Here is an 18,162-nt window from a genome sequence, read left to right as displayed (position 1 = left end):
AAACAACTATCAGGAATACCGCCATGCTGGATCTGGAATTGCTGAAAACCTTTGTCTGCGTGGTCGATGAAGGCAGCTTCACCCGTGCTGCCGAGCGTGTGCACCGCACGCAATCGACGGTCAGCCAGCAGGTGCGCAAACTCGAAGATCTGGTCGGCCACCCGCTACTCCTGCGCGACCGCACCGGAGTGCACGTCGCGGTCACCGAACACGGCGAACTGCTGATGCACTACGCGCGCCGGTTGCTGGCGCTGTCCGCCGAAGCCACGCAAGCGCTGGCCAGCGACGTCGACCTGGAAGTGCTGCGCATCGGCATGCCGGAAGACTTCGACGCCCGGCGCATGGCGCTGATCCTCGCCGGCTTCACCCGCAGCCATCCGCAGGCGCGCCTGGAAACCATCAGCGGCATGAGCCTCGACCTGCGCCAACGCCTCGACGCCGGCGACATCGACATTGCGCTGATCAAACGCGAACCCGACAGCGGCCCGGCCTGGGCCACCTGGCCGGAGCGGCTGGTGTGGGTCAAAGGCGCTGAGGTCGACACCCGCGACGGTGTGCTGCCGCTGGCGCTGTTTCCCCAAGGCTGCCTGTACCGGCAACGGGCGATTCGCCTGCTCGATGTAGCGCAGCGACCGTGGCGAGTGGCGTTCGGCAGCCACAGCCTGACCGGGATCCAAGCGGCGGTGGCGTCCGGGTTGGGGGTTTCGGTGCTGCCGGTTTCGGCGGTATTGCCGGAGCATGAGGTGTGTATGGACCTTCCTGAGTTGGCGCCGACGGAACTGGCGTTGGTTAGTCGTGAAGGAGCGTTGAGCGTGTTGCAGCGGGGGCTGGTGGAGTTTTTGCGTGGGGAATTGGGCGTGGATGCGGGGGGATTTGCCTGAATCCCCCCGGGGTTGTTTATTCGGGTTTGTTGACTTCGCGGAGCAGGTCGGCGGTGGGGATGTTCATGGTGTTTGGGTAGTAGCGTGGGTCGTATTCATATTTCCAAATCCTCAGGCCAAAAAAAACAGGCGCTCACGGGAGCGCCTGTTTTTTTTGGCTCATTACGGATGGCTTACCGTACCGGCGGCACCCGAATATCCCCCGCCCGACACTGAGTTTTCACCCCTTTGCCACACGCGCCGAACTGCAAATCCTTGTTCATGCACACGCGCACTTCCGACAGCTGCGGCCCGCTGCAAACCACCGCAATTCCGTCCTCGGGAATACCCGGATTGGCCTTGCGAAACAGATCGACAATCTCCTGAGCTTCGAAGTAGTACGAGGTCGAGCCGAACGGCTGTAACGCCTGCGGAATCTTCACTGCGCCGAGAGCCTGATCTGACTTGTCGAGATAGCCCATTGCGCCGAGACCGCTGCAGGTACCGTGCTTGGACCATTCGTGATCAAGGAGTTTTTTCGTCGGGTACATCGTGAGGCCCTTGCTGGTTTCTGCCGCCGACAGTCTGGTCAGCGGCGGGCAGGATTGCGGCCAACCGCCCTTGGCGTATTGCGGCCACAAACCGTGCAGGACAAAACCATAACCCTTGCCCGTGCACTGCGCGTCGTCCTTGTGCGTCAGACAAAAAGTCGGCGACCAGGACAGCGCCAGCAGGTAGTAGTCGAACACTCCCGCTACCGATTCCGCCTGGGCTTTGTTCGATGACGACTGACGCGCCGAACTCATGCCAATGCTACCGGCTGTCAGCGCGATCATTGCCAGAATTGTAAACAGCTTTTTCATTAACCCGTTCCTTGGGACGCCTGCGTCCGTGGTTTTCGTTGTTGGCCAGGCTTGGCCAGTGCTGATTTCGACACGCTTGTATTGCAAGCGCATGACGCAAGGCAAGGCCCTGCGCCGTGCAAAGGTCTACGCTGAACAGGCAGACATCCAACAAGGGAACCGACATGAGTAAAGCAGACGAACTCGCCGCCAGACTCAAGCAGACCCGGCACACACAGGCTGACGACATCACCTGCGCTGCGCTTGAGATCGATTGCTGGCCTGCTCAGGTGTACGACTTGTACCACCGTATCGAGGCCTGGCTGCAACCGGTCACCGAAGTAGGACTGAAGATTCGGCGAAATCCTACGCACGTTTGCGAAAGTTCACCGGACGGCGAAAGCCATGACTACGCCATCGACCAATTGGTGATCGAGGCCAACCATCACAGCCTGACGTTCGATCCGATTGCGCGGTTTACCGAGGACGGTTGCGGACGTGTCGAGATCAAGGTGCCGGGACGCGATCAGTCCTTGCTGCGCACGGTTGACGAGCATGGCGAAAGTCACTGGTGGTTGCAGACCATCGAAACCGGCCAGGAGCTGGATGCGATTGCGCTGACCGAAAACAATCTGCTGCAAGTGGTGCAGCAAGGGCTGGGTCTGTAACGGATCAGCCCTGACGCGCGACGCCGGACTGGATCAACGGTGAGAACGTGGTTAACTTCAAGCACGTCCTTTCCGTCCACCCCAGAGAAAAGTCCGACAGATGCCAACGACAAAAACCACAATCCTGCTCGGTGCATTGCTCGCGTTGCCTTTCACCGTTCAGGCCGCCGAGCCGACCACCCACCTCGACAGCATCCAGCAACAAGGCCTGTTACGCGTCTGCACCACCGGCGACTACAAGCCCTACACCTTCAAGCGCAGCGACGGCGACTTCGAAGGCATCGACATCAGCATGGCCCGCTCACTGGCCGACAGCCTCGGCGTCAAGGTGCAATGGGTGCAGACCACTTGGAAAACCTTGATGCCCGACATGCAGGCCGGCAAATGCGACATCGGCATGGGCGGCATCTCGGTCACACTCGAGCGGCAGAAAAAAGCCTACTTCAGCAACACCCTCGACACCGACGGCAAAATCCCGCTGGTGCGCTGCGCCGACCAGTCGAAATACCAGACCATCGACCAGATCAACCAGCCCAACGTGCGCCTGGTGGAACCGGCCGGCGGCACCAACGAAGCCTTCGTCCACGCCTTCCTGCCCAAAGCGCAACTGGCCCTGCACGACAACGTGACGATCTTCCAGCAACTGCTCGACAACAAAGCCGACGTGATGATCACCGACGCCTCGGAAGCGCTGTATCAGCAGAAACTCAAACCCGGCTTGTGCGCGGTGAATCCGCATCAGTACATGCAATACGGTGAGAAAGCGTACTTGCTGCCGCGCGATGACATCAGCTGGAAACTGTATGTCGATCAGTGGCTGCATTTGAGCAAGGTCACTGGCAAGTATCAGCAGACGTTGAGCGAGTGGATTGCGGTGCCGGGGCAGTAATGGTTATCGTCGTGCAGCATGGCGGAGCTTTAATGATTGAGGCTGCTGCCGATGCTGTTGCCGCCGTACTTCAGTGTGTTGGTGTTATGGCTTTCCGGCGATGCGCAATCGCCGGAGAAGCAAGTGCCTGCAAGAGCCCCCTCAAGGGAAAACCGTACCGATCCTTGACCGGTCTTCTGACCACCAAATCCCGGTGACTATGCCGGTGATGTCATCAACTTTCACCTGCCCCATGAATCGACTGTCATTGCTGCTATCGCGGTTATCGCCGAGCAGATAGACATGATTCTTTTCGACCAGCGTTGGCGCAGTTTGCATATAACGACGGTTCTTCACCCGCTCTCGCGGAGCAAAGAACAGTCCAAGGTTTTTACCATTGAGAATGACCTCCCCGTCGACTATCGACAAGGTATCGCCCCCCACAGCCGCAACGCGTTTGACCGCTTCGGTACCGTTGTAGCGATAGACCACGATATCTCCCACCTGCGGCGAGCCGATGCGCAGGTTTGTGACGATGTAATCGCCGATAGACAGAGTCGGAACCATCGAGCCGGAGGGAATGAAGTAAGTTTTGAATCCCAACGTTGCAGTTCTCAACGGCCCCAGCAATACAAGCGTGATCACGATAAGAGTTGCCACGTAAAGCACATGGAATCGAATGCCAGGGCTAGTCACCGAAGTGTCGTTTCTGCGCGCCAGCATCGCCGCCACAGTCGCAGAACCCAGTTTCACTAGTACGGCGAACACGACGCCAGCATATAGCCCTATCGGAGTAGTCGTTAATCCGCAAACCCCCATCAGGACAACGCCGATATAAAGCAGAGCTGCAATGCGCACCGCCCATTTGACCTGACCGACGTAGACCAGCCCCCAGCCGGCCACCAGACAGGACATGACTAACGCTTGCAGTGGGCGCTTTGGCGAGGTGGCTTCCATGACGGACTGATCCTGAAAAAAAACGGATGCTACTTAATTGCCATTACTCAGTCCAGTTGTCCAACGGGCATAGGCGTCGGTGCAGCGTTAAACAAGATCCGCCAATCAGCCGGAGCGTTCGCGTCCGGCCTGAGCACATAACGCCGCTGTACGGATCTTTGCCGTTCCGTAATCCTGATAAACTCTTGCGCCTTCGCCTTCTTGATTCCAGATTCCTCACATGTCCCTACAACCCGCCCCACTCTCCCGCCGTTTTTCCGTCGCGCCCATGATGGATTGGACGGACCGCCACTGCCGGTACTTCCTGCGCCTCCTGTCCAAGCACGCCCTGCTCTACACCGAAATGGTCACCACTGGCGCGTTGCTCAACGGCGATCACGAACGTTTCCTCCGTCACCACGAAGCCGAACACCCGCTCGCGTTGCAGTTGGGCGGTAGCGTTCCGCTTGATCTCGCGGCCTGCGCACGTATGGCGCAAGAGCACGGCTACGACGAAGTGAACTTGAACGTTGGCTGCCCGAGCGATCGTGTGCAGAACAACATGATCGGCGCGTGCCTGATGGGGCATCCGCAGTTGGTGGCTGATTGTGTGAAGGCGATGCGCGATGCGGTGTCGATTCCGGTGACGGTGAAGCACCGGATCGGCATCAATGGGCGCGACAGTTATGCCCAGTTGTGCGATTTCGTCGGTACGGTGCGGGATGCCGGGTGCACGAGTTTTACCGTGCATGCGCGGATTGCGATTCTCGAGGGGTTGTCTCCGAAGGAGAATCGCGACATTCCGCCGTTGCGCTATGACGTCGCGGCGCAGTTGAAGGCGGATTTTCCGGAATTGGAGATTGTGCTGAACGGCGGGATCAAGACCATGGAAGCCTGCCATGAGCATCTGCAGACGTTCGACGGTGTGATGCTCGGGCGTGAGGCTTATCACAATCCATATTTGCTGGCGGAGGTCGATCAGCAACTGTTCGGCAGTACCGCACCGGTGATCAGTCGGGCTGAGGCGTTGGCGCAGTTGCGTCCTTATATAGCCGAGCATTTGCTGGCCGGTGGTGCGATGCATCACATCACGCGGCATGTGTTGGGCCTGGGCACGGGGTTCCCGGGCGCGCGGAAATTCCGTCAGTTGTTGTCGGTGGATATTCACAAGGCCAAGGATCCGCTGGCGTTGCTGGATCAGGCGGCTGAGTTGCTTGAAGGTCGTTGATTGATGGTTTGAGTGTGCGGGCGGCGCATGAGCGTTGCCCGGTATTTTGATGTACTGACAGGATGTCTCTCGGTTATGCCCGCGTTTAAACGTGCTCTATTCAATCGCTTCACCCTCCTCGCTTTATGCTCGACGGTTTCCTCGAGCGTCTTTGCCGACTGCAATTTTGCACGAGGGTGTGGTGAAGGGAGCGGTAGCCCTTTTGAGTCGACGCAAATGTCTGGCTTTCTGGTGTTCACCGCGACGATGGTGTCGGTCGATGGAACCTTGGACGTATCCGGCCTAAAAAAACGTGTTTACTCGGCTGAGGAAATCGAAGCCGCGCGGTACTTCCTGGCCAGCGACGGCATGCTGCAAGCCGCGTATTTCACCTCGGCCTTGCAGCGCTTTCGTCAGGAGTCGTCGGATTCGACGTTAAACGATCTCGCCGTGGCGGCGTTGATCAGCGCGCAGTGATCAAGCGGCCGCAGCCGCGGTCCAGTTGACCCAGCCAAACAGCCAGGTTGCCAGAATCAACAAACCAAAACCGATCCGGTACCACGCGAACGCGGCGTAGCTGTGGTTGGCGATAAATTTGAGCAGGCCACGCACGGCGATCATGGCGAAGATGAATGCGGTGACGAAGCCGAGGGCGAAGACTGGCAGGTCGTTGGGTTGGAACAGGTCGCGGTATTTGTAGCCGGAATAAACGGCGGCGCCGACCATGGTCGGCATGGCGAGGAAGAACGAGAACTCGGTGGCGGCTTTGCGCGAAAGGCCGAAGAGCAGACCGCCGATGATGGTCGAGCCGGAACGCGAGGTGCCGGGAATCATCGCCAGGCATTGTACGAAACCGACCTTCAACGCGTGAGACCAGCGCATGTCGTCGACATGTTCGACGCTGACTACATGGCTGCGCTGTTCGGCCCACAACATGACGATGCCGCCAACAACCAGGGCCACCGCAACGGTGATCGGGTTGAACAGGTATTCATGAATCGCGTCGGCGAATAACACGCCGAGGATAACGGCCGGGAAAAACGCGATCAGCAGATTGAGGGTGAAACGTTGCGCGTTGCGCTCGGTGGGCAGGCCTTTGACGATTTCGAAGATCTTCGGACGAAACTCCCAGACCACAGCAAGAATGGCCCCCAGTTGAATAATGATGTTGAACGCCATCGCGCGTTCGCCGCCAAACTCGAGCAGGTCGGCGACAATAATCTGGTGACCGGTACTTGAAATGGGCAAGAACTCGGTCAAGCCTTCTACCGCGCCTAATATCAACACCTGGAAAACGGTCCAGAAATCCATTAATCCTCCGTCAGAGCACTCAGGGTGAGCGACCGGTTCAATAACACTCAGGGGTTGAGTATCTGAAGTATGCATACAGCGATTCGCCGATCCGGAAGAATAGGGTTTATGCAGAGTTAGACTCAAGGACTGTTAGTAATCGTCGGCCGACGAACTAAACGGAAAAAATTTACATCTATTACAACAAATATTTCAGTTCAGATATGAAGTGTGATCAACCTCACACATTGTTGACATGGCCAATCAATGGCAAAAGGACATAGACAAAGCCATCGCCACAAGCTCAAAATAGTGGCACCATTGCATATAGCCATCACCTGCGCATTAGTTCACAAGCCCGAGAAAATCAACTAAAAGCCTGAAAAGCTTAGTTATTGTTAGAAAACTCGGGAGACACGTCTAAAATCCGCGCAAATGTTACCAATTGTCAGTCACAGATGAGAACCGGTGCTTTAACATCCCGATGTCAGCACCTAATTCGAGTCAACGCATGATGCTCTCAGGGAACTTGGCGACTAGAAGTCCGCGCCCGACAAATGATGAATCCGGTGTTCTTGCTCTGGGTCGTACAATGGGTGTGGCTGATCATTTCAGATCGCTGATCGCAAAGCACGTGCAGCCCGATATGACCCTGGAAACAGGTGCTTTCACGAGTTCATATAAACAGCGCGGCTACATAGGTTCCTATCGCGCCATTTTCGTCATCATCGATAATCCACAAGCTATCGAAGAAAATCTGGCCTTGGTGCAGACCCTGCGCGATGACAACTTGAAGCCACTTATTTGCGCTGTCGTTACCGGCCGCGGTGCCGTCAACAAGATCAAATATTTCCTCGCCGGGGCGGATGCCTGTATCAAGCTGAACACATTGAGCGATGACAGCGAAGACTTGCTGGCGGAATTCTTCAACAGCGAAGACTGGCAACGAGATATCAACCTCACGCTTGATCCGACGCGGATCTGCCTGATGGACAGTCGGCGCAAACTGGATATCTCTTTCGCCGAAATGAAGATCCTCGAGGCCTTTGCGCACACAGGCAATCACATTCTGAGTCATGATGAAATCGCCAGCATCATGGGCCTCAACGCCAATTTCTACGACCCTCGGGCACTGGAAAAATCAATCAGTCGCTTGCGTGGAAAAATCAAGGACATGTATGGTACAAACGCGATTCAGAGCATCCGCGGCTACGGCTATCGCCTGATGCGGGGCCTGATATCGACTGCCTGAGTCTCGGGCAGTCTTCCCTTTTGCATACGTACGAAGGATCGTCTGATGCAGCCATATCGTTTCAATAGCGCCTCATACTTATTAAAACTCAAGCACTTGAATGAGCACGGCATCACGCCACATAACAATAAAACTCCATAACATAGCAGCAGATCGAGTGGAATTTATCGATGGCCATTTTCGGCCAGAACCCTGCCTACGATTACTTCCGAGGAAGTCATTGCTCGCCTGCCGATTTATCTTTTAGCCAATTTTGGTGTGTATTTAGGAGAGAGACATGGAAACGAGTACAACCCTCCCCAGAAAATATTTTGTTGTTGTGACGCACAGCACAACGTCGCAACGTGAACTGGAAAGCATCTTGTCCAGTGAGCGTTTCAATTCGTTTGGCACGTCGCAGGCACAAATGTTTGTTGAAGGTGTTGCTTCGCCCTCTTCCGCCCCGATGGTCATGGAGTTCAGTTACCCAAGCCTCAGCCGAAAGAATGTTGCGCGCAGTATCGAACATGATACCCAACGCATACTGGCCACTCTTGAAAATGAATGGCGAGCCGCGCAAACAGACAATCCGTTTCAAAGCTTCCCGACCCGCAGTGCAGAACGCGCTCATATCTCCAATGTCACCGAGAGCACTGAGCCTTGCAGTGACACCTGGCATCTTGACGATGAACAAGGCGTGCTGCTCAAGGACAATGTTGCGATCAGCCTGACTGGTCTGGAAACCGCTCTGGTCAGAAAAATGCTGAGCCATGATGAGCGTGTGGTCAGTCGCGATGACTTGATCATCAGTATTGGCCGGGAACCCGAGCAATACCGTGGCCTGGAAATGTGCCTGAGTCGATTGCAGGATAAATTCAAGAGCGCAAGTAATGGCGAGCGATTGTTCCGAGCCGTAAGAAATCGCGGATATTGCCTGATCCAGGAAGTCGTCGCTTAATCACAAGCGACACACAAACCGAGACAAACAGATATAAAGTGCGACTACAACAACAAGAAGAGCACTCTGTTTGGTTTACCCTCCCTGATTCGATAAAAGCTCCCTGCCTCCACCCTTCAACAGTAACAAATACGCCCTCGCTTTTTCATCCCCCTCTCTACGACCTTTTCTAACAGCCATCTATTTAATTATTAAAAAGTTGGCACTGTGCCATCTTGTTAGAACTCGTCAGACACCATTCCGGACAATAACTTAGTCTATTGGCTGACGACAGTTCGGCTCTCGATGTTGTTACCTCAAGACACTCGCTAAAACAAAAACAATAAGTCTGCATAACAACTCGGCTTTCAACTGTTGAAACCTGAATGGACGTCTTTTGGGGATATCGTATGGATCTTTCTCTCAGTATTAATCGAAGCACGGGCCTCAAGGGACTGACCTTTTGGGGCCAATGGGCGCTGGCACAGGCTTTCGTCGTGACGCTGCTGTTCATTCTTGCTGAACAGCACACCGGCACCGTCGCGTTCTACTACCGAATGTGCGCCACCCTCGCCGTCCTGGCCTCGGTGCCCGCTTACACATTCACGGGTGTTTATCGCAAACGCGACAACTACCTGACTGGCCTCGGCCGCCTGTTCATGGGCTGGTCGATGACCATGGCCGCGCTGGCGTGCATTGCGTTTGTCTGTCAGGCCGATGAGCTGTTTTCCCGTCAGGTGATCTTGAGTTGGGCGGTATACGGCTTCCTCGGTCAGGCATTCCTCTACGCGCCGTTGCACGCGTTTTCCAAGTACTACCAGCGCTCGCGTAAAAGCGAACACCGGACGCTGATTGTCGGCACTGGCGAACTGGCGTTGGGCCTGGCGAAGAAACTCAGCCAACTGGAAAACCTGCCGCTGATTGGCCTGGTCAGCAACGGTGACAAACCAGTCCTCGCTTCCGACGCACCGCGTGTCGTCGGCGCTCAGGACGAGTTGCTCGAACTGATCGAAGCCCACGACATCCGCCGCTTGTACATCACCCTGCCGCTGTGCGAAGCCGCGAAAATCGAAGCGATGTATGTCGATTTGCTCGGTGCCAACGTCGACGTGGTGTGGGTACCGGATTTGAACAGCCTGACCTTGCTCAACCATTCGGTGAAAGTCGTGGATGGCCTGCCGGCGATCTACTTGAACGAAAGCCCGCTGACCAGCCGCCCGACCGCTGCCCTGAGCAAGAGTCTGGTTGAGAAAACCGTGGCATTCCTGGCGATCATCGCGCTCAGTCCGCTGCTGTTGATCATCGCTCTGGCGGTAAAACTCAACTCGCCCGGCCCGGTGTTTTTCAAGCAGGACCGCCATGGCTGGAACGGCAAGGTGATCAAGGTCTGGAAATTCCGTTCGATGCGTGTCCACGATGACCGCGAAGTGAAGCAGGCCAGCCGCAATGACTCGCGTATCACCGCAGTAGGTCGTTTTATCCGCCGCACTTCGCTCGATGAGTTGCCGCAACTGTTCAACGTGTTGCAGGGGCACATGGCGCTGGTGGGGCCACGGCCGCATGCGGTGGCGCACAACAATTACTACTCGGGCAAGATCCTCGCTTACATGGCGCGTCACCGAATCAAACCGGGCATCACTGGCCTGGCACAGATCAGCGGCTGCCGCGGTGAGACCGACACCATCGACAAGATGCAGAAGCGTGTCGAGATTGACCTGCAGTACATCAACAGCTGGTCGTTGTGGCTGGATCTGAAGATCCTCGTGAAGACGCCGTTTACGTTGTTGTCGAAGGATATCTACTGAGGTTCAGCGCTCAGATCACAAGGGGACGAAAGTCCCCTTTTTTGTGAGCGGGATTTGGGTAACCAGTATCGACTACAGGTGCGCCCCCGTGGGAGCGAGCCTGCTCCCGAAAGCGGTGTGTCAGGCGATGAGATGTTGGATGTGTCGGCGCCTTCGCGAGCAGGCTCGCGAAAGCGTTGTGTCAGGCACTGGAGATGTTGGATGTGCCGGACCATTCGCGAGCAGGCTCGCTCCAACGGGAATTAGGGTTTGGGTCGAAAATTGTGGTGTAACACAACCCCCGGTGGGAGTGGGCTTGCTCACGAAAGCGGTAGGTCAGGCGATGAATATGTTGGATGTGCCGGCGCCTTCGCGGGCAAGCCCGCTCCCACAGGGATTCGGGTTATGGCCGGGATGTGTGGCGTGGTGCCGATTTACTGTGGGAGTGAGCTTGCTCACGAAAGCGCTGAGTCAGGCGATGGCGATGCTGGAGGTGCTGGCGCATTCGCGGGCAAGCCCGCTCCCACAGGGATTCGGGTTATGGCCGGGATGTGTGGCGTGGTGCCGATTTACTGTGGGAGTGAGCCTGCTCACGAAAGCGCTGAGTCAGGCGATGGCGATGCTGGAGGTGCTGGCGCATTCGCGAGCAAGCTCGCTCCCACAGGGATTCGGGTTATGGCCGGAATGTTTGGCGTGGTGCCGATTTACTGTGGGAGTGGACTTGCTCACGAAAGCGCTGAGTCAGGCGATGGCGATGCTGGAGGTGCTGGCGCCTTCGCGAGCAGGCTCGCTCCCACAGGGATTCGGGTTATGGCCGGAATGTTTGGCGTGGTGCCGATTTACTGTGGGAGTGGGCTTGCTCACGAAAGCGCTGAGTCAGGCGATGAAGATGTTGGATGTGCCGGCGCCTTCGCGGGCAAGCCCGCTCCCACAGGGGGTTGGGTTATGGCCGGGATGTGTGGCGTGGTGCCGATTTACTGTGGGAGTGGGCTTGCTCACGAAAGCGCTGAGTCAGGCGATGAAGATGTTGGATGTGCCGGCGCCTTCGCGGGCAAGCCCGCTCCCACAGGGGGTTGGGTTATGGCCGGGATGTGTGGCGTGACGCAGGCTCACTCCTACACAGGATTTGTTTCGGCTCGGGAGACCAGCGCTTACTCGGTAATCTTTTCGAAGTTGCGATAGAACATGTCCCCTTCCCGGCTATCGGTCATTGAGTGCAGTTGATAGCTGCGGCTCAGTCTGGCGCCGCCATCTCGGGTCAGTGGTGCCCAGACCAAGTTGGCACGGCGCATGGTCGACATGCTCATCATTTCGTCGAACGGGATCGACAGGTACAGGCCCTTGTCGAAACTACCTTCGCCATATTCCGCGCTGCTGGCCGTGGTGATAGTCGCCCAGGCACCGACGCGCACACCGTTGAAAAACTCGCGCGAGATGTCCACGGTGGTGCCCCAGTCTCCGGCCAGATAGCGACCGACACTGACCGCCGCCAGCGTGTCGAACGGCAGGTCGGTATAGCCGGTGATATGCCCGGTCACTACCGAGTAATCGCGCAAGGCAAAACCCTGATCGAAATCACGTTGGCGCACCCAGTTCAGATCCGCGCCCAGCGACCAGCGCTCGCCGGTCGGGCGGAACAACACTTCCGCGCCGACACCGGCAAACATCGATTCCAGGTAACCGCCGTACACCATGCCATACAGATCCTTGTCTAACTGCTCGGCATGGCTGAGCTGAAACAACGGCATGGTCGTGTTTGACGTGGTCAGGTACTGGCGCAAATCCGTGCGCACGCGGGGCAATCCGCTCGGCGCGTCGTAGACGAATTTGTCGAAGTTGTTGACCAGGTTGGCGCTGAGCAAACCGCTCCACCAGGTGTTGCGGTTGAAGCGGTATTCCGCGTCGGCGTCAGCACTGAACTGATAGAGCAAACCATCCGGGCCGCCGACGTTCTGCTTGAAGCCCAATCCTACGCCGTAACTGAAATGCTGCGGCGCTTCGCTGTAGAGGGTTTTCTCGTTGTGCGGCATCGCCGGGTTGATTTCGGTGGTGCGGTGCAGCGCCTCCAACGGCTCTTCGTTGTTGATCACTTCGCGGAAGGTCTGGCGCGGCAGGCTGGTTTCTTCCAGCGGCAAGTCATAACGCTTGTTGACCACGGTGAACCAGTCGATGTCGTCGTTGACGCTGTTGTCGAGAATCCGGCTCGCGCGGCCAACGGCTTTGGACGAATGGAAATACCGCTGCTGCTCGCCATAGACGATCAGTTCGGAATCGCGCTGGCTGATGCGCTCGACCTTGTACCCGGCATTCTGCTGCAAACGCCGCGACACATCGGCCCAGTTGACCTGTTCCATCGAGGTCGTCGGCGCCTTCGCCGGCAGCGGTTCGGGAGTCGGATCGTAAGTCTTGGCCGGCGCTTTGCGGCTGACGAAATTGGTGTGAAAGGTCACGCCGAACATCGCCGTATTGCCGCGTTCCCACGCGGCGCTGAGATCGATCGAATCGGTCACCTTGAACACCGCGCCAAGGTTGATCGGCGAGTCCTGTTTGATCTCGTTGTCCTTCGGCTCGTTCTTGTAGTCGTTGCCTTCGAATTCAAGCTTCAGACTGAGGCGGTCCCAAGGCGTCTGGTAGCTCACGCCGCCGAACAGCGAAGGCTTGCCGCGGAAGTACGCACCGGAGTTGACGTCACCGGTGCCTTCCAGCGCCGGTCGGGTATCGAAGCGATTGCTGACGTAGCCCAGCGGGTTGTCGAAGTCGCCGCGATTACCGATGTAGCCCCAGGCGATGCCAGCACTGAAATCGAAATTGTCGAAGCGCTTGTTGGCGACGAAGAATTCGCTGGAGAACAAACCGGTACCACCGATATCTCGGAAGCCCAGCGCCACTTCTGGCGCCCAGTGGCTTTCCTGCCACAGGCGCACTTTGGCGTCGACCGCCTTGTCCTTGTAGCTTTGACTGCCGCTGAGGGCCTCCGAGCCGTACGGCCGGTTGGTGATCGCGGTGTAGCGGAACGAACCTTCGAGCCAGTCCAGCGGTTGCAACGACACGCTGTAACGGCTGTACGGATCGGTGCGGTTGGCATTGACGCTCAGCTCGCCGGCCGGGGCCATGCGTGCGGTCGGCGTCTGCAACAGACCGGCGCCACCGAAGTCATTCTGGGTGATGCGCGGCTCGGCGTGAGCCAGACCGCAGGGCAATAACAACACAGCTGCAAAACGTAACTTCAACGAACCACCTCGGCCAGCTGCGTGGCAATGAATTCGGCCAACTGCTGATTCAGTTCAGGAAGAGGCGGATCTAGATCATCATTTTTAATCGGCACCAGAATCCTGCTGCCGGCCACCGGAAACTGCCCGCTCTCGCGATTCCAGTGCGCGATGCCGACGCGCCGCGACACGCCGTTGGGCTGGATCAACCACAGGTAATCGGCCTCGGCATCGTCGAGAATCGAGCAGCCTTCGAGATATTCGCGGGCCTCCTGCAATGGCTGGTACGGCAAGTGGCACGGCTCGGTGACTGCGCCCAACACCTGCACTTCATCAACCCGTTTCGGATAGATCAGCCGATCGCCGTCATCCAAACGAATGTTGCGCGCGAAGCCGACTTCCACGGCCACCGGATCTAGGTCAGCGATCTGCCGGCCGGTCACCGGCATCTGTCGAACCTCTTCAGCAACGCGCTGCGCCAGTGCCGCGCGACTAGGCCGATCAAACAGCGTCGCCATGCGTTGCAGCACCTCGAGATCGAACAGCACGCCGACCTTGAGCCGCGTCTGTTCCGCGACCAGCGACTGGCGCAACAAGCCGCCTGCCAGCCAGTAGCCTTCGGCATTCGGCACGGCTTCGCTGATCACATCGAGCAGGCGCCCGCCCGGCGGCAATGCGATCGGACCGGGATTGGCGACGTCGCCGGACACGGTGACGGCGGCCTGACACGCCCCAGAGATCAGCAAAAGACCCGCCGCGATAAGGCCCAGGCGCTTCACGGCAGATGCCTGCGGTCAGGAGTCAATTGCACCAGCTTGACGCGCAATTGCGAGGTCAGTTGTTGCTCGCTCTGCAGAATGAAACCGTCCCGCGGGTCGACCCAGTAACGATTGGTTGCGCTGAGGCCGATGGCTGGGGCGTCGATCTGTTCATCGACGCGCAGCACCGAGTAAGCCTTGTCGAGAATCTCCAGGGTCTCGGTGGAACGGCGCGAAAAGCGGCTGTTGACGATCACGCCGACTTCCTGGCCCTTGTACAGATCAATCCAGCGCCGTGTGGTGAAACCGTCGGCGACGTGATGCAGGCCTTGCTTGAACGGCGAATCATCGGCCAGCCGCGTGCCATCCAGATCACCTTGCAGGCCGAGGCCGATGCTGCGCACGGCGAGGCCATCGCGCAGCAGCAAAACCTGTTTGCCGGAGGCGACCCAGAACTGTAGATCTTCGCGCTCGCGCACCAGCGCCAGCACGCCTGAGCCGGACGGCGTAGTCAGTTTGAGTTGCGGGTAATTGACCCCGGCGACTTCGGCCGCCGAAACGTCAACCTCGTCGGGGCCGACGACGGCGGCCTTGAGGTTGTTCAGCGATGCACTCATTAGCGGATTGCAGCCGCACAGCAACGAGGCCGCCATCAGGCAGACGCCCACTTTCAATAGATTCACAGTCGGGCGGCCTTATTTGCTGTTGTTGCTGTATTCGCTCCAGTTCTTCGCTGCCGAAGCCCCGGTGCCGACAATCGACGCCGACGGCACCAACTGGCTGATGAAACGGTTCCAGCGAGTGACGTTGGCCGGGCCGACGTAGACGACATCCTGCGGCCGCACCTGGAAGTGCGAGGCCAGCGCCATGGCGGTCGGCGATTCGGCTTCGAGCTGATAGATCTTCGCCGGCTCGACGTCGAGATTTTCCACGCCGCGAATCACGTACACCGCGTTACCGTTGGAACTGGTCTGACTCAGGCCACCGACCGAACCGAGCACGTCGGACAGGTTCATGGTTGCGGTCTTGAAGCTCAGCGCGCGCGGCTGGTTGACTTCGCCCATGACGTAGATGCGCTTGTTGTCGTTGTACGGCAGATACAGCTGATCGCCGCCCTTGAGGTAGACGTTCTGCAGTTCGGAATCCTGCTGATTGAGCGAGTCGAGATTGAGCGGATAGACCCGCCCGTTGCGCGTCAGCAGCAGGCCCGACAAGTCAGCATTGTTGGTGTCGATACCAGCGGAACCGAGGGCTTCGACCACGCTCAGCGGATTGGTCGAAATCGCTTGCGGACCGGCTTTCGTAACGGCGCCGGTGACCACGACTTTCTGGCTGGCGAAGCGCAGCACCGCGACATCGACCTGCGGCTCGGCGATGAATGCCGATAAGCGCTGTTCGATGTCCGCGCGCAGTTGCTGGATGGTCCGGCCGGCGGCCTGGACTTCCTTGATGAACGGGTAATACAGCGTGCCATCGGAGCGCACCAGACGGCCGTTGGCATCGATCTGTTGTTGCGCGCCGGACGGCGCGGTCAGCTCCGGGTGATCCCAGACGGTGATGTACAGCACGTCGTTGTTGCCGATGCGATATTCCGCCGGCGTCACCAGCAGCTCCGCCGGCAGCGACTCACGCTTCTGCGTGGCGCGGTTCATGGCGATCAGCTTCGGGGTGATCGGAATCAGCTCGACCCGACTGCTTTCGCTGGCACCCTGGCGGGTGATATCGCTGGTGCTCAGGTACTGGCCGGGGGAAAACATGCAACCTTGCAAAGCGAGACTTGCCAACATTAAAAGATAAACACTACGAGTCATAATGGCACTACGCTATTCAAGGGCGAATCCAAAAAACAAAGTCACCCGACTTGCGTCGGGCGACTCTGTACTGCACTAACAAATGTTCCTGTTAGTTATGCGTGCCGGTTGTACCGGTGGTACCCGTCGTACCGGTGGTACCACCGTTGGCACTGCCACCGCTGTTGGACGCCGCTACAGCACTGGCAACCATTGCAGTACTGGCCGCGGGCGCTTGCGAAGCCGCCACACTGCCACCTACATTGGTTACCGCTGTCAACGGCGCTTCAGCGGCGGCAGCCCAGTTGCTCAACATCGTCAACAGGGCAACTGCCATCACTTTTTTCATAACAACTCCTTTCTAACATTCGAACTGTTAAAAAACAGGTCTGTGTCAGAGCTGGTAGCTTTCAAGTCCGCAAAGAGCGCGAACAAGATCCGTTGTTCTTTCACAGCGCTACGCAACTGCTAAAGTCGAACGGCAGGTTTATATCTACGGATTTGCAAATGGCATTGCCAGTGTAATTTCCCGACGTTATCTAACAACCTGACTGAAACTAACATCGGACTAAATGGCCATCATCGCGAATAACCATTGGGATGATTCGATTGCCAGCGCCAAGTATCGGCGACCATGTCCTGCAAGTTGCGCGTGGCTTTCCAGCCGAGTTCTTTCGCCGCTTTCGAAGCATCGGCGAAACTCTCGGCGATATCACCGGCGCGGCGCGGCATCATCCGGTACGGCACCGGCCGCCCGCACGCCTGTTCGAAGGCATGCAGCACTTGCAGCACGCTGTAGCCATCGCCGGTGCCGAGGTTCCAGGTGTGAATGCCGGTGCGCTCGCTGATCGACTGCAACGCTTTCAAATGCCCGTCCGCCAGATCGACGACATGAATGTAATCGCGCACGCCGGTGCCATCGGCGGTCGGGTAATCGTTACCGAAGATCGACAGCTCGCGCAGGCTGCCGACCGCAACCTGGCTGATATACGGCACCAGATTGTTCGGGATGCCGTTGGGGTCTTCGCCCATGTGCCCGCTGGCGTGGGCGCCGATCGGGTTGAAGTAGCGCAGCAGCGCGATGCTCCAGCGCGGCTCGGCGAGGCTCAGGTCACGCAGCACGTTCTCGACGATCAACTTGGACTGGCCGTAGGGATTGGTCGGATTGCCCGTCGGAAAATCCTCGCGAATCGGCATTTCTTCAGGCTCGCCGTACACCGTCGCCGAGGAACTGAACACCAGCCGGAACACCCCCGCCGCTGCCATCGCCTGACACAGGGTGATGCTGCCGCCGACGTTGGTTTCGTAGTATTCGAGCGGCTTGCGCACACTCTCGCCCACGGCTTTGAGCCCGGCGAAATGCAGCACGGCGTCGATCTGATGCTCGCGGAAAATCCGGTCGAGCAACGGCCGATCGCAGACATCGCCGCGAATCATCCATGCACTTTTGCCGCAAATGGCTTCAACGGCGTGAAGTGCTGCGTCGCTGCTGTTACAAAGATTATCCAGAACGACAACTTCATAACCTGCTTCAAGCAATGCAAGTGTGGTATGCGAGCCGATATAGCCGGCGCCACCCGTTACCAGAATCTTCATAGCGCGGTCCGTCATTGAATAAATACCCGGTAGCGTGTCAAGCCATGCCTGGTGGAGATGCGGAGCAATTCACACAAACAGGGCGACAACAACCTAAAACAAATTTAGTTCAACCACTGGCAATAATTATTTTTGCCGGTCAAACTGTTTGACGGGTACTTATTAGCACTCCCTGGATACTTATCA

17 protein-coding genes are annotated in these 18,162 nt (G+C 57.6%); 8 read left to right on the top strand and 9 right to left on the bottom strand.

Annotated features, from left to right (window positions below):
- The first annotated feature begins 23 nt into the window (after positions 1-23).
- Positions 24-881 (top strand): LysR family transcriptional regulator, encoded by an 858-nt coding sequence (locus tag ACMYUN_RS24195; protein WP_415761977.1) that lies wholly within the window; start codon positions 24-26, stop codon positions 879-881.
- A 173-nt stretch (positions 882-1,054) separates the two neighbouring features.
- On the opposite strand, the gene ACMYUN_RS24190 is transcribed toward ACMYUN_RS24195, so the two are convergent.
- A complete protein-coding gene (locus tag ACMYUN_RS24190; RefSeq protein ID WP_415761976.1) occupies positions 1,055-1,723 on the bottom strand; it encodes a ribonuclease T2 family protein in 669 nt (222 codons plus the stop codon).
- Positions 1,724-1,887: 164 nt separating this feature from the next.
- On the opposite strand from ACMYUN_RS24190, the gene ACMYUN_RS24185 reads away from it, so the two are divergent.
- Positions 1,888-2,370, top strand: a complete 483-nt coding sequence (locus tag ACMYUN_RS24185; RefSeq protein WP_415761975.1) for a hypothetical protein — start codon at positions 1,888-1,890, stop codon at positions 2,368-2,370.
- Positions 2,371-2,470: 100 nt separating this feature from the next.
- On the top strand, positions 2,471-3,259 hold the full coding sequence (locus ACMYUN_RS24180; RefSeq protein ID WP_415761974.1) for a transporter substrate-binding domain-containing protein: 789 nt from the start codon (positions 2,471-2,473) through the stop codon (positions 3,257-3,259).
- A 141-nt stretch (positions 3,260-3,400) separates the two neighbouring features.
- Here the strand turns inward: ACMYUN_RS24180 and lepB are convergent, their stop codons facing one another.
- On the bottom strand, positions 3,401-4,195 hold the full coding sequence (gene lepB / locus ACMYUN_RS24175; protein ID WP_415761973.1) for a signal peptidase I: 795 nt from the start codon (positions 4,193-4,195) through the stop codon (positions 3,401-3,403).
- 220 nt (positions 4,196-4,415) lie between these two features.
- Between lepB and dusA the strand changes: the two genes are divergently transcribed.
- Both dusA and ACMYUN_RS24165 read left to right on the top strand, forming a co-directional pair.
- Entirely contained in the window at positions 4,416-5,402 is a 987-nt protein-coding gene (gene dusA / locus ACMYUN_RS24170; RefSeq protein WP_415761972.1) for a tRNA dihydrouridine(20/20a) synthase DusA, read from the top strand.
- A gap of 75 nt (positions 5,403-5,477) precedes the next feature.
- Entirely contained in the window at positions 5,478-5,858 is a 381-nt protein-coding gene (locus tag ACMYUN_RS24165; protein ID WP_415761971.1) for a DUF2388 domain-containing protein, read from the top strand.
- On the opposite strand, the gene ACMYUN_RS24160 is transcribed toward ACMYUN_RS24165, so the two are convergent.
- On the bottom strand, positions 5,859-6,692 hold the full coding sequence (locus ACMYUN_RS24160; protein WP_415761970.1) for an undecaprenyl-diphosphate phosphatase: 834 nt from the start codon (positions 6,690-6,692) through the stop codon (positions 5,859-5,861).
- A gap of 490 nt (positions 6,693-7,182) precedes the next feature.
- On the opposite strand from ACMYUN_RS24160, the gene ACMYUN_RS24155 reads away from it, so the two are divergent.
- The 3 genes from ACMYUN_RS24155 (at position 7,183) to ACMYUN_RS24145 (ending at position 10,644) form a co-directional block, all read left to right on the top strand.
- The gene (locus ACMYUN_RS24155; protein ID WP_415761968.1) at positions 7,183-7,923 is read left to right on the top strand and encodes a winged helix-turn-helix domain-containing protein; all 741 of its coding nucleotides are present in this window, start codon (positions 7,183-7,185) and stop codon (positions 7,921-7,923) included.
- A gap of 277 nt (positions 7,924-8,200) precedes the next feature.
- Positions 8,201-8,860: a winged helix-turn-helix domain-containing protein gene (locus tag ACMYUN_RS24150; RefSeq protein WP_039760697.1), complete on the top strand. Its 660-nt coding sequence runs from the start codon at positions 8,201-8,203 to the stop codon at positions 8,858-8,860.
- A gap of 389 nt (positions 8,861-9,249) precedes the next feature.
- Positions 9,250-10,644 carry an undecaprenyl-phosphate glucose phosphotransferase gene (locus ACMYUN_RS24145; RefSeq protein WP_310406577.1) on the top strand — a complete coding sequence of 465 codons (1,395 nt, stop codon included), beginning with the start codon at positions 9,250-9,252 and terminating at the stop codon, positions 10,642-10,644.
- A gap of 1,130 nt (positions 10,645-11,774) precedes the next feature.
- Here the strand turns inward: ACMYUN_RS24145 and ACMYUN_RS24140 are convergent.
- The 6 genes from ACMYUN_RS24140 to galE form a co-directional block, all read right to left on the bottom strand.
- Positions 11,775-13,853, bottom strand: a complete 2,079-nt coding sequence (locus ACMYUN_RS24140) for a YjbH domain-containing protein (protein WP_415761967.1) — start codon at positions 13,851-13,853, stop codon at positions 11,775-11,777.
- Positions 13,850-14,611: a capsule biosynthesis GfcC family protein gene (locus ACMYUN_RS24135; RefSeq protein ID WP_129999665.1), complete on the bottom strand. Its 762-nt coding sequence runs from the start codon at positions 14,609-14,611 to the stop codon at positions 13,850-13,852. The genes ACMYUN_RS24140 and ACMYUN_RS24135 overlap by 4 nt, the downstream gene beginning before the upstream one ends.
- A complete protein-coding gene (locus ACMYUN_RS24130; protein ID WP_415761964.1) occupies positions 14,608-15,273 on the bottom strand; it encodes a YjbF family lipoprotein in 666 nt (221 codons plus the stop codon). Before ACMYUN_RS24130 ends, ACMYUN_RS24135 begins: the two co-directional genes overlap by 4 nt.
- A 12-nt stretch (positions 15,274-15,285) precedes the next feature.
- Positions 15,286-16,347, bottom strand: a complete 1,062-nt coding sequence (locus tag ACMYUN_RS24125; RefSeq protein WP_042609067.1) for a polysaccharide biosynthesis/export family protein — start codon at positions 16,345-16,347, stop codon at positions 15,286-15,288.
- 145 nt (positions 16,348-16,492) lie between these two features.
- Positions 16,493-16,729: a hypothetical protein gene (locus ACMYUN_RS24120; RefSeq protein WP_016775457.1), complete on the bottom strand. Its 237-nt coding sequence runs from the start codon at positions 16,727-16,729 to the stop codon at positions 16,493-16,495.
- A 230-nt stretch (positions 16,730-16,959) separates the two neighbouring features.
- Positions 16,960-17,976 (bottom strand): UDP-glucose 4-epimerase GalE, encoded by a 1,017-nt coding sequence (gene galE / locus ACMYUN_RS24115; RefSeq protein ID WP_016775458.1) that lies wholly within the window; start codon positions 17,974-17,976, stop codon positions 16,960-16,962.
- Positions 17,977-18,162 lie beyond the last annotated feature (186 nt).

Origin of the sequence: Pseudomonas sp. CP4, from assembly GCF_047758505.1 — a bacterium.
GTDB lineage: Bacteria > Pseudomonadota > Gammaproteobacteria > Pseudomonadales > Pseudomonadaceae > Aquipseudomonas > Aquipseudomonas fluorescens_AO.
This window is presented reverse-complemented; position numbering and strand designations above follow the sequence as displayed.

Coding starts and splice junctions, on each gene's coding strand:
- ACMYUN_RS24185 (WP_415761975.1), top strand. CDS start 1,888: ATGAGTAAAGCAGACGAACTCGCCGCCAGACTCAAGCAGACCCGGCAC.
- ACMYUN_RS24165 (WP_415761971.1), top strand. CDS start 5,478: ATGCCCGCGTTTAAACGTGCTCTATTCAATCGCTTCACCCTCCTCGCT.
- ACMYUN_RS24180 (WP_415761974.1), top strand. CDS start 2,471: ATGCCAACGACAAAAACCACAATCCTGCTCGGTGCATTGCTCGCGTTG.
- ACMYUN_RS24160 (WP_415761970.1), bottom strand. CDS start 6,692: ATGGATTTCTGGACCGTTTTCCAGGTGTTGATATTAGGCGCGGTAGAA.
- ACMYUN_RS24145 (WP_310406577.1), top strand. CDS start 9,250: ATGGATCTTTCTCTCAGTATTAATCGAAGCACGGGCCTCAAGGGACTG.
- dusA (WP_415761972.1), top strand. CDS start 4,416: ATGTCCCTACAACCCGCCCCACTCTCCCGCCGTTTTTCCGTCGCGCCC.
- ACMYUN_RS24125 (WP_042609067.1), bottom strand. CDS start 16,347: ATGTTTTCCCCCGGCCAGTACCTGAGCACCAGCGATATCACCCGCCAG.
- ACMYUN_RS24195 (WP_415761977.1), top strand. CDS start 24: ATGCTGGATCTGGAATTGCTGAAAACCTTTGTCTGCGTGGTCGATGAA.
- lepB (WP_415761973.1), bottom strand. CDS start 4,195: ATGGAAGCCACCTCGCCAAAGCGCCCACTGCAAGCGTTAGTCATGTCC.
- ACMYUN_RS24120 (WP_016775457.1), bottom strand. CDS start 16,729: ATGAAAAAAGTGATGGCAGTTGCCCTGTTGACGATGTTGAGCAACTGG.
- ACMYUN_RS24150 (WP_039760697.1), top strand. CDS start 8,201: ATGGAAACGAGTACAACCCTCCCCAGAAAATATTTTGTTGTTGTGACG.
- ACMYUN_RS24155 (WP_415761968.1), top strand. CDS start 7,183: ATGATGCTCTCAGGGAACTTGGCGACTAGAAGTCCGCGCCCGACAAAT.
- ACMYUN_RS24190 (WP_415761976.1), bottom strand. CDS start 1,723: ATGAAAAAGCTGTTTACAATTCTGGCAATGATCGCGCTGACAGCCGGT.
- galE (WP_016775458.1), bottom strand. CDS start 17,976: ATGAAGATTCTGGTAACGGGTGGCGCCGGCTATATCGGCTCGCATACC.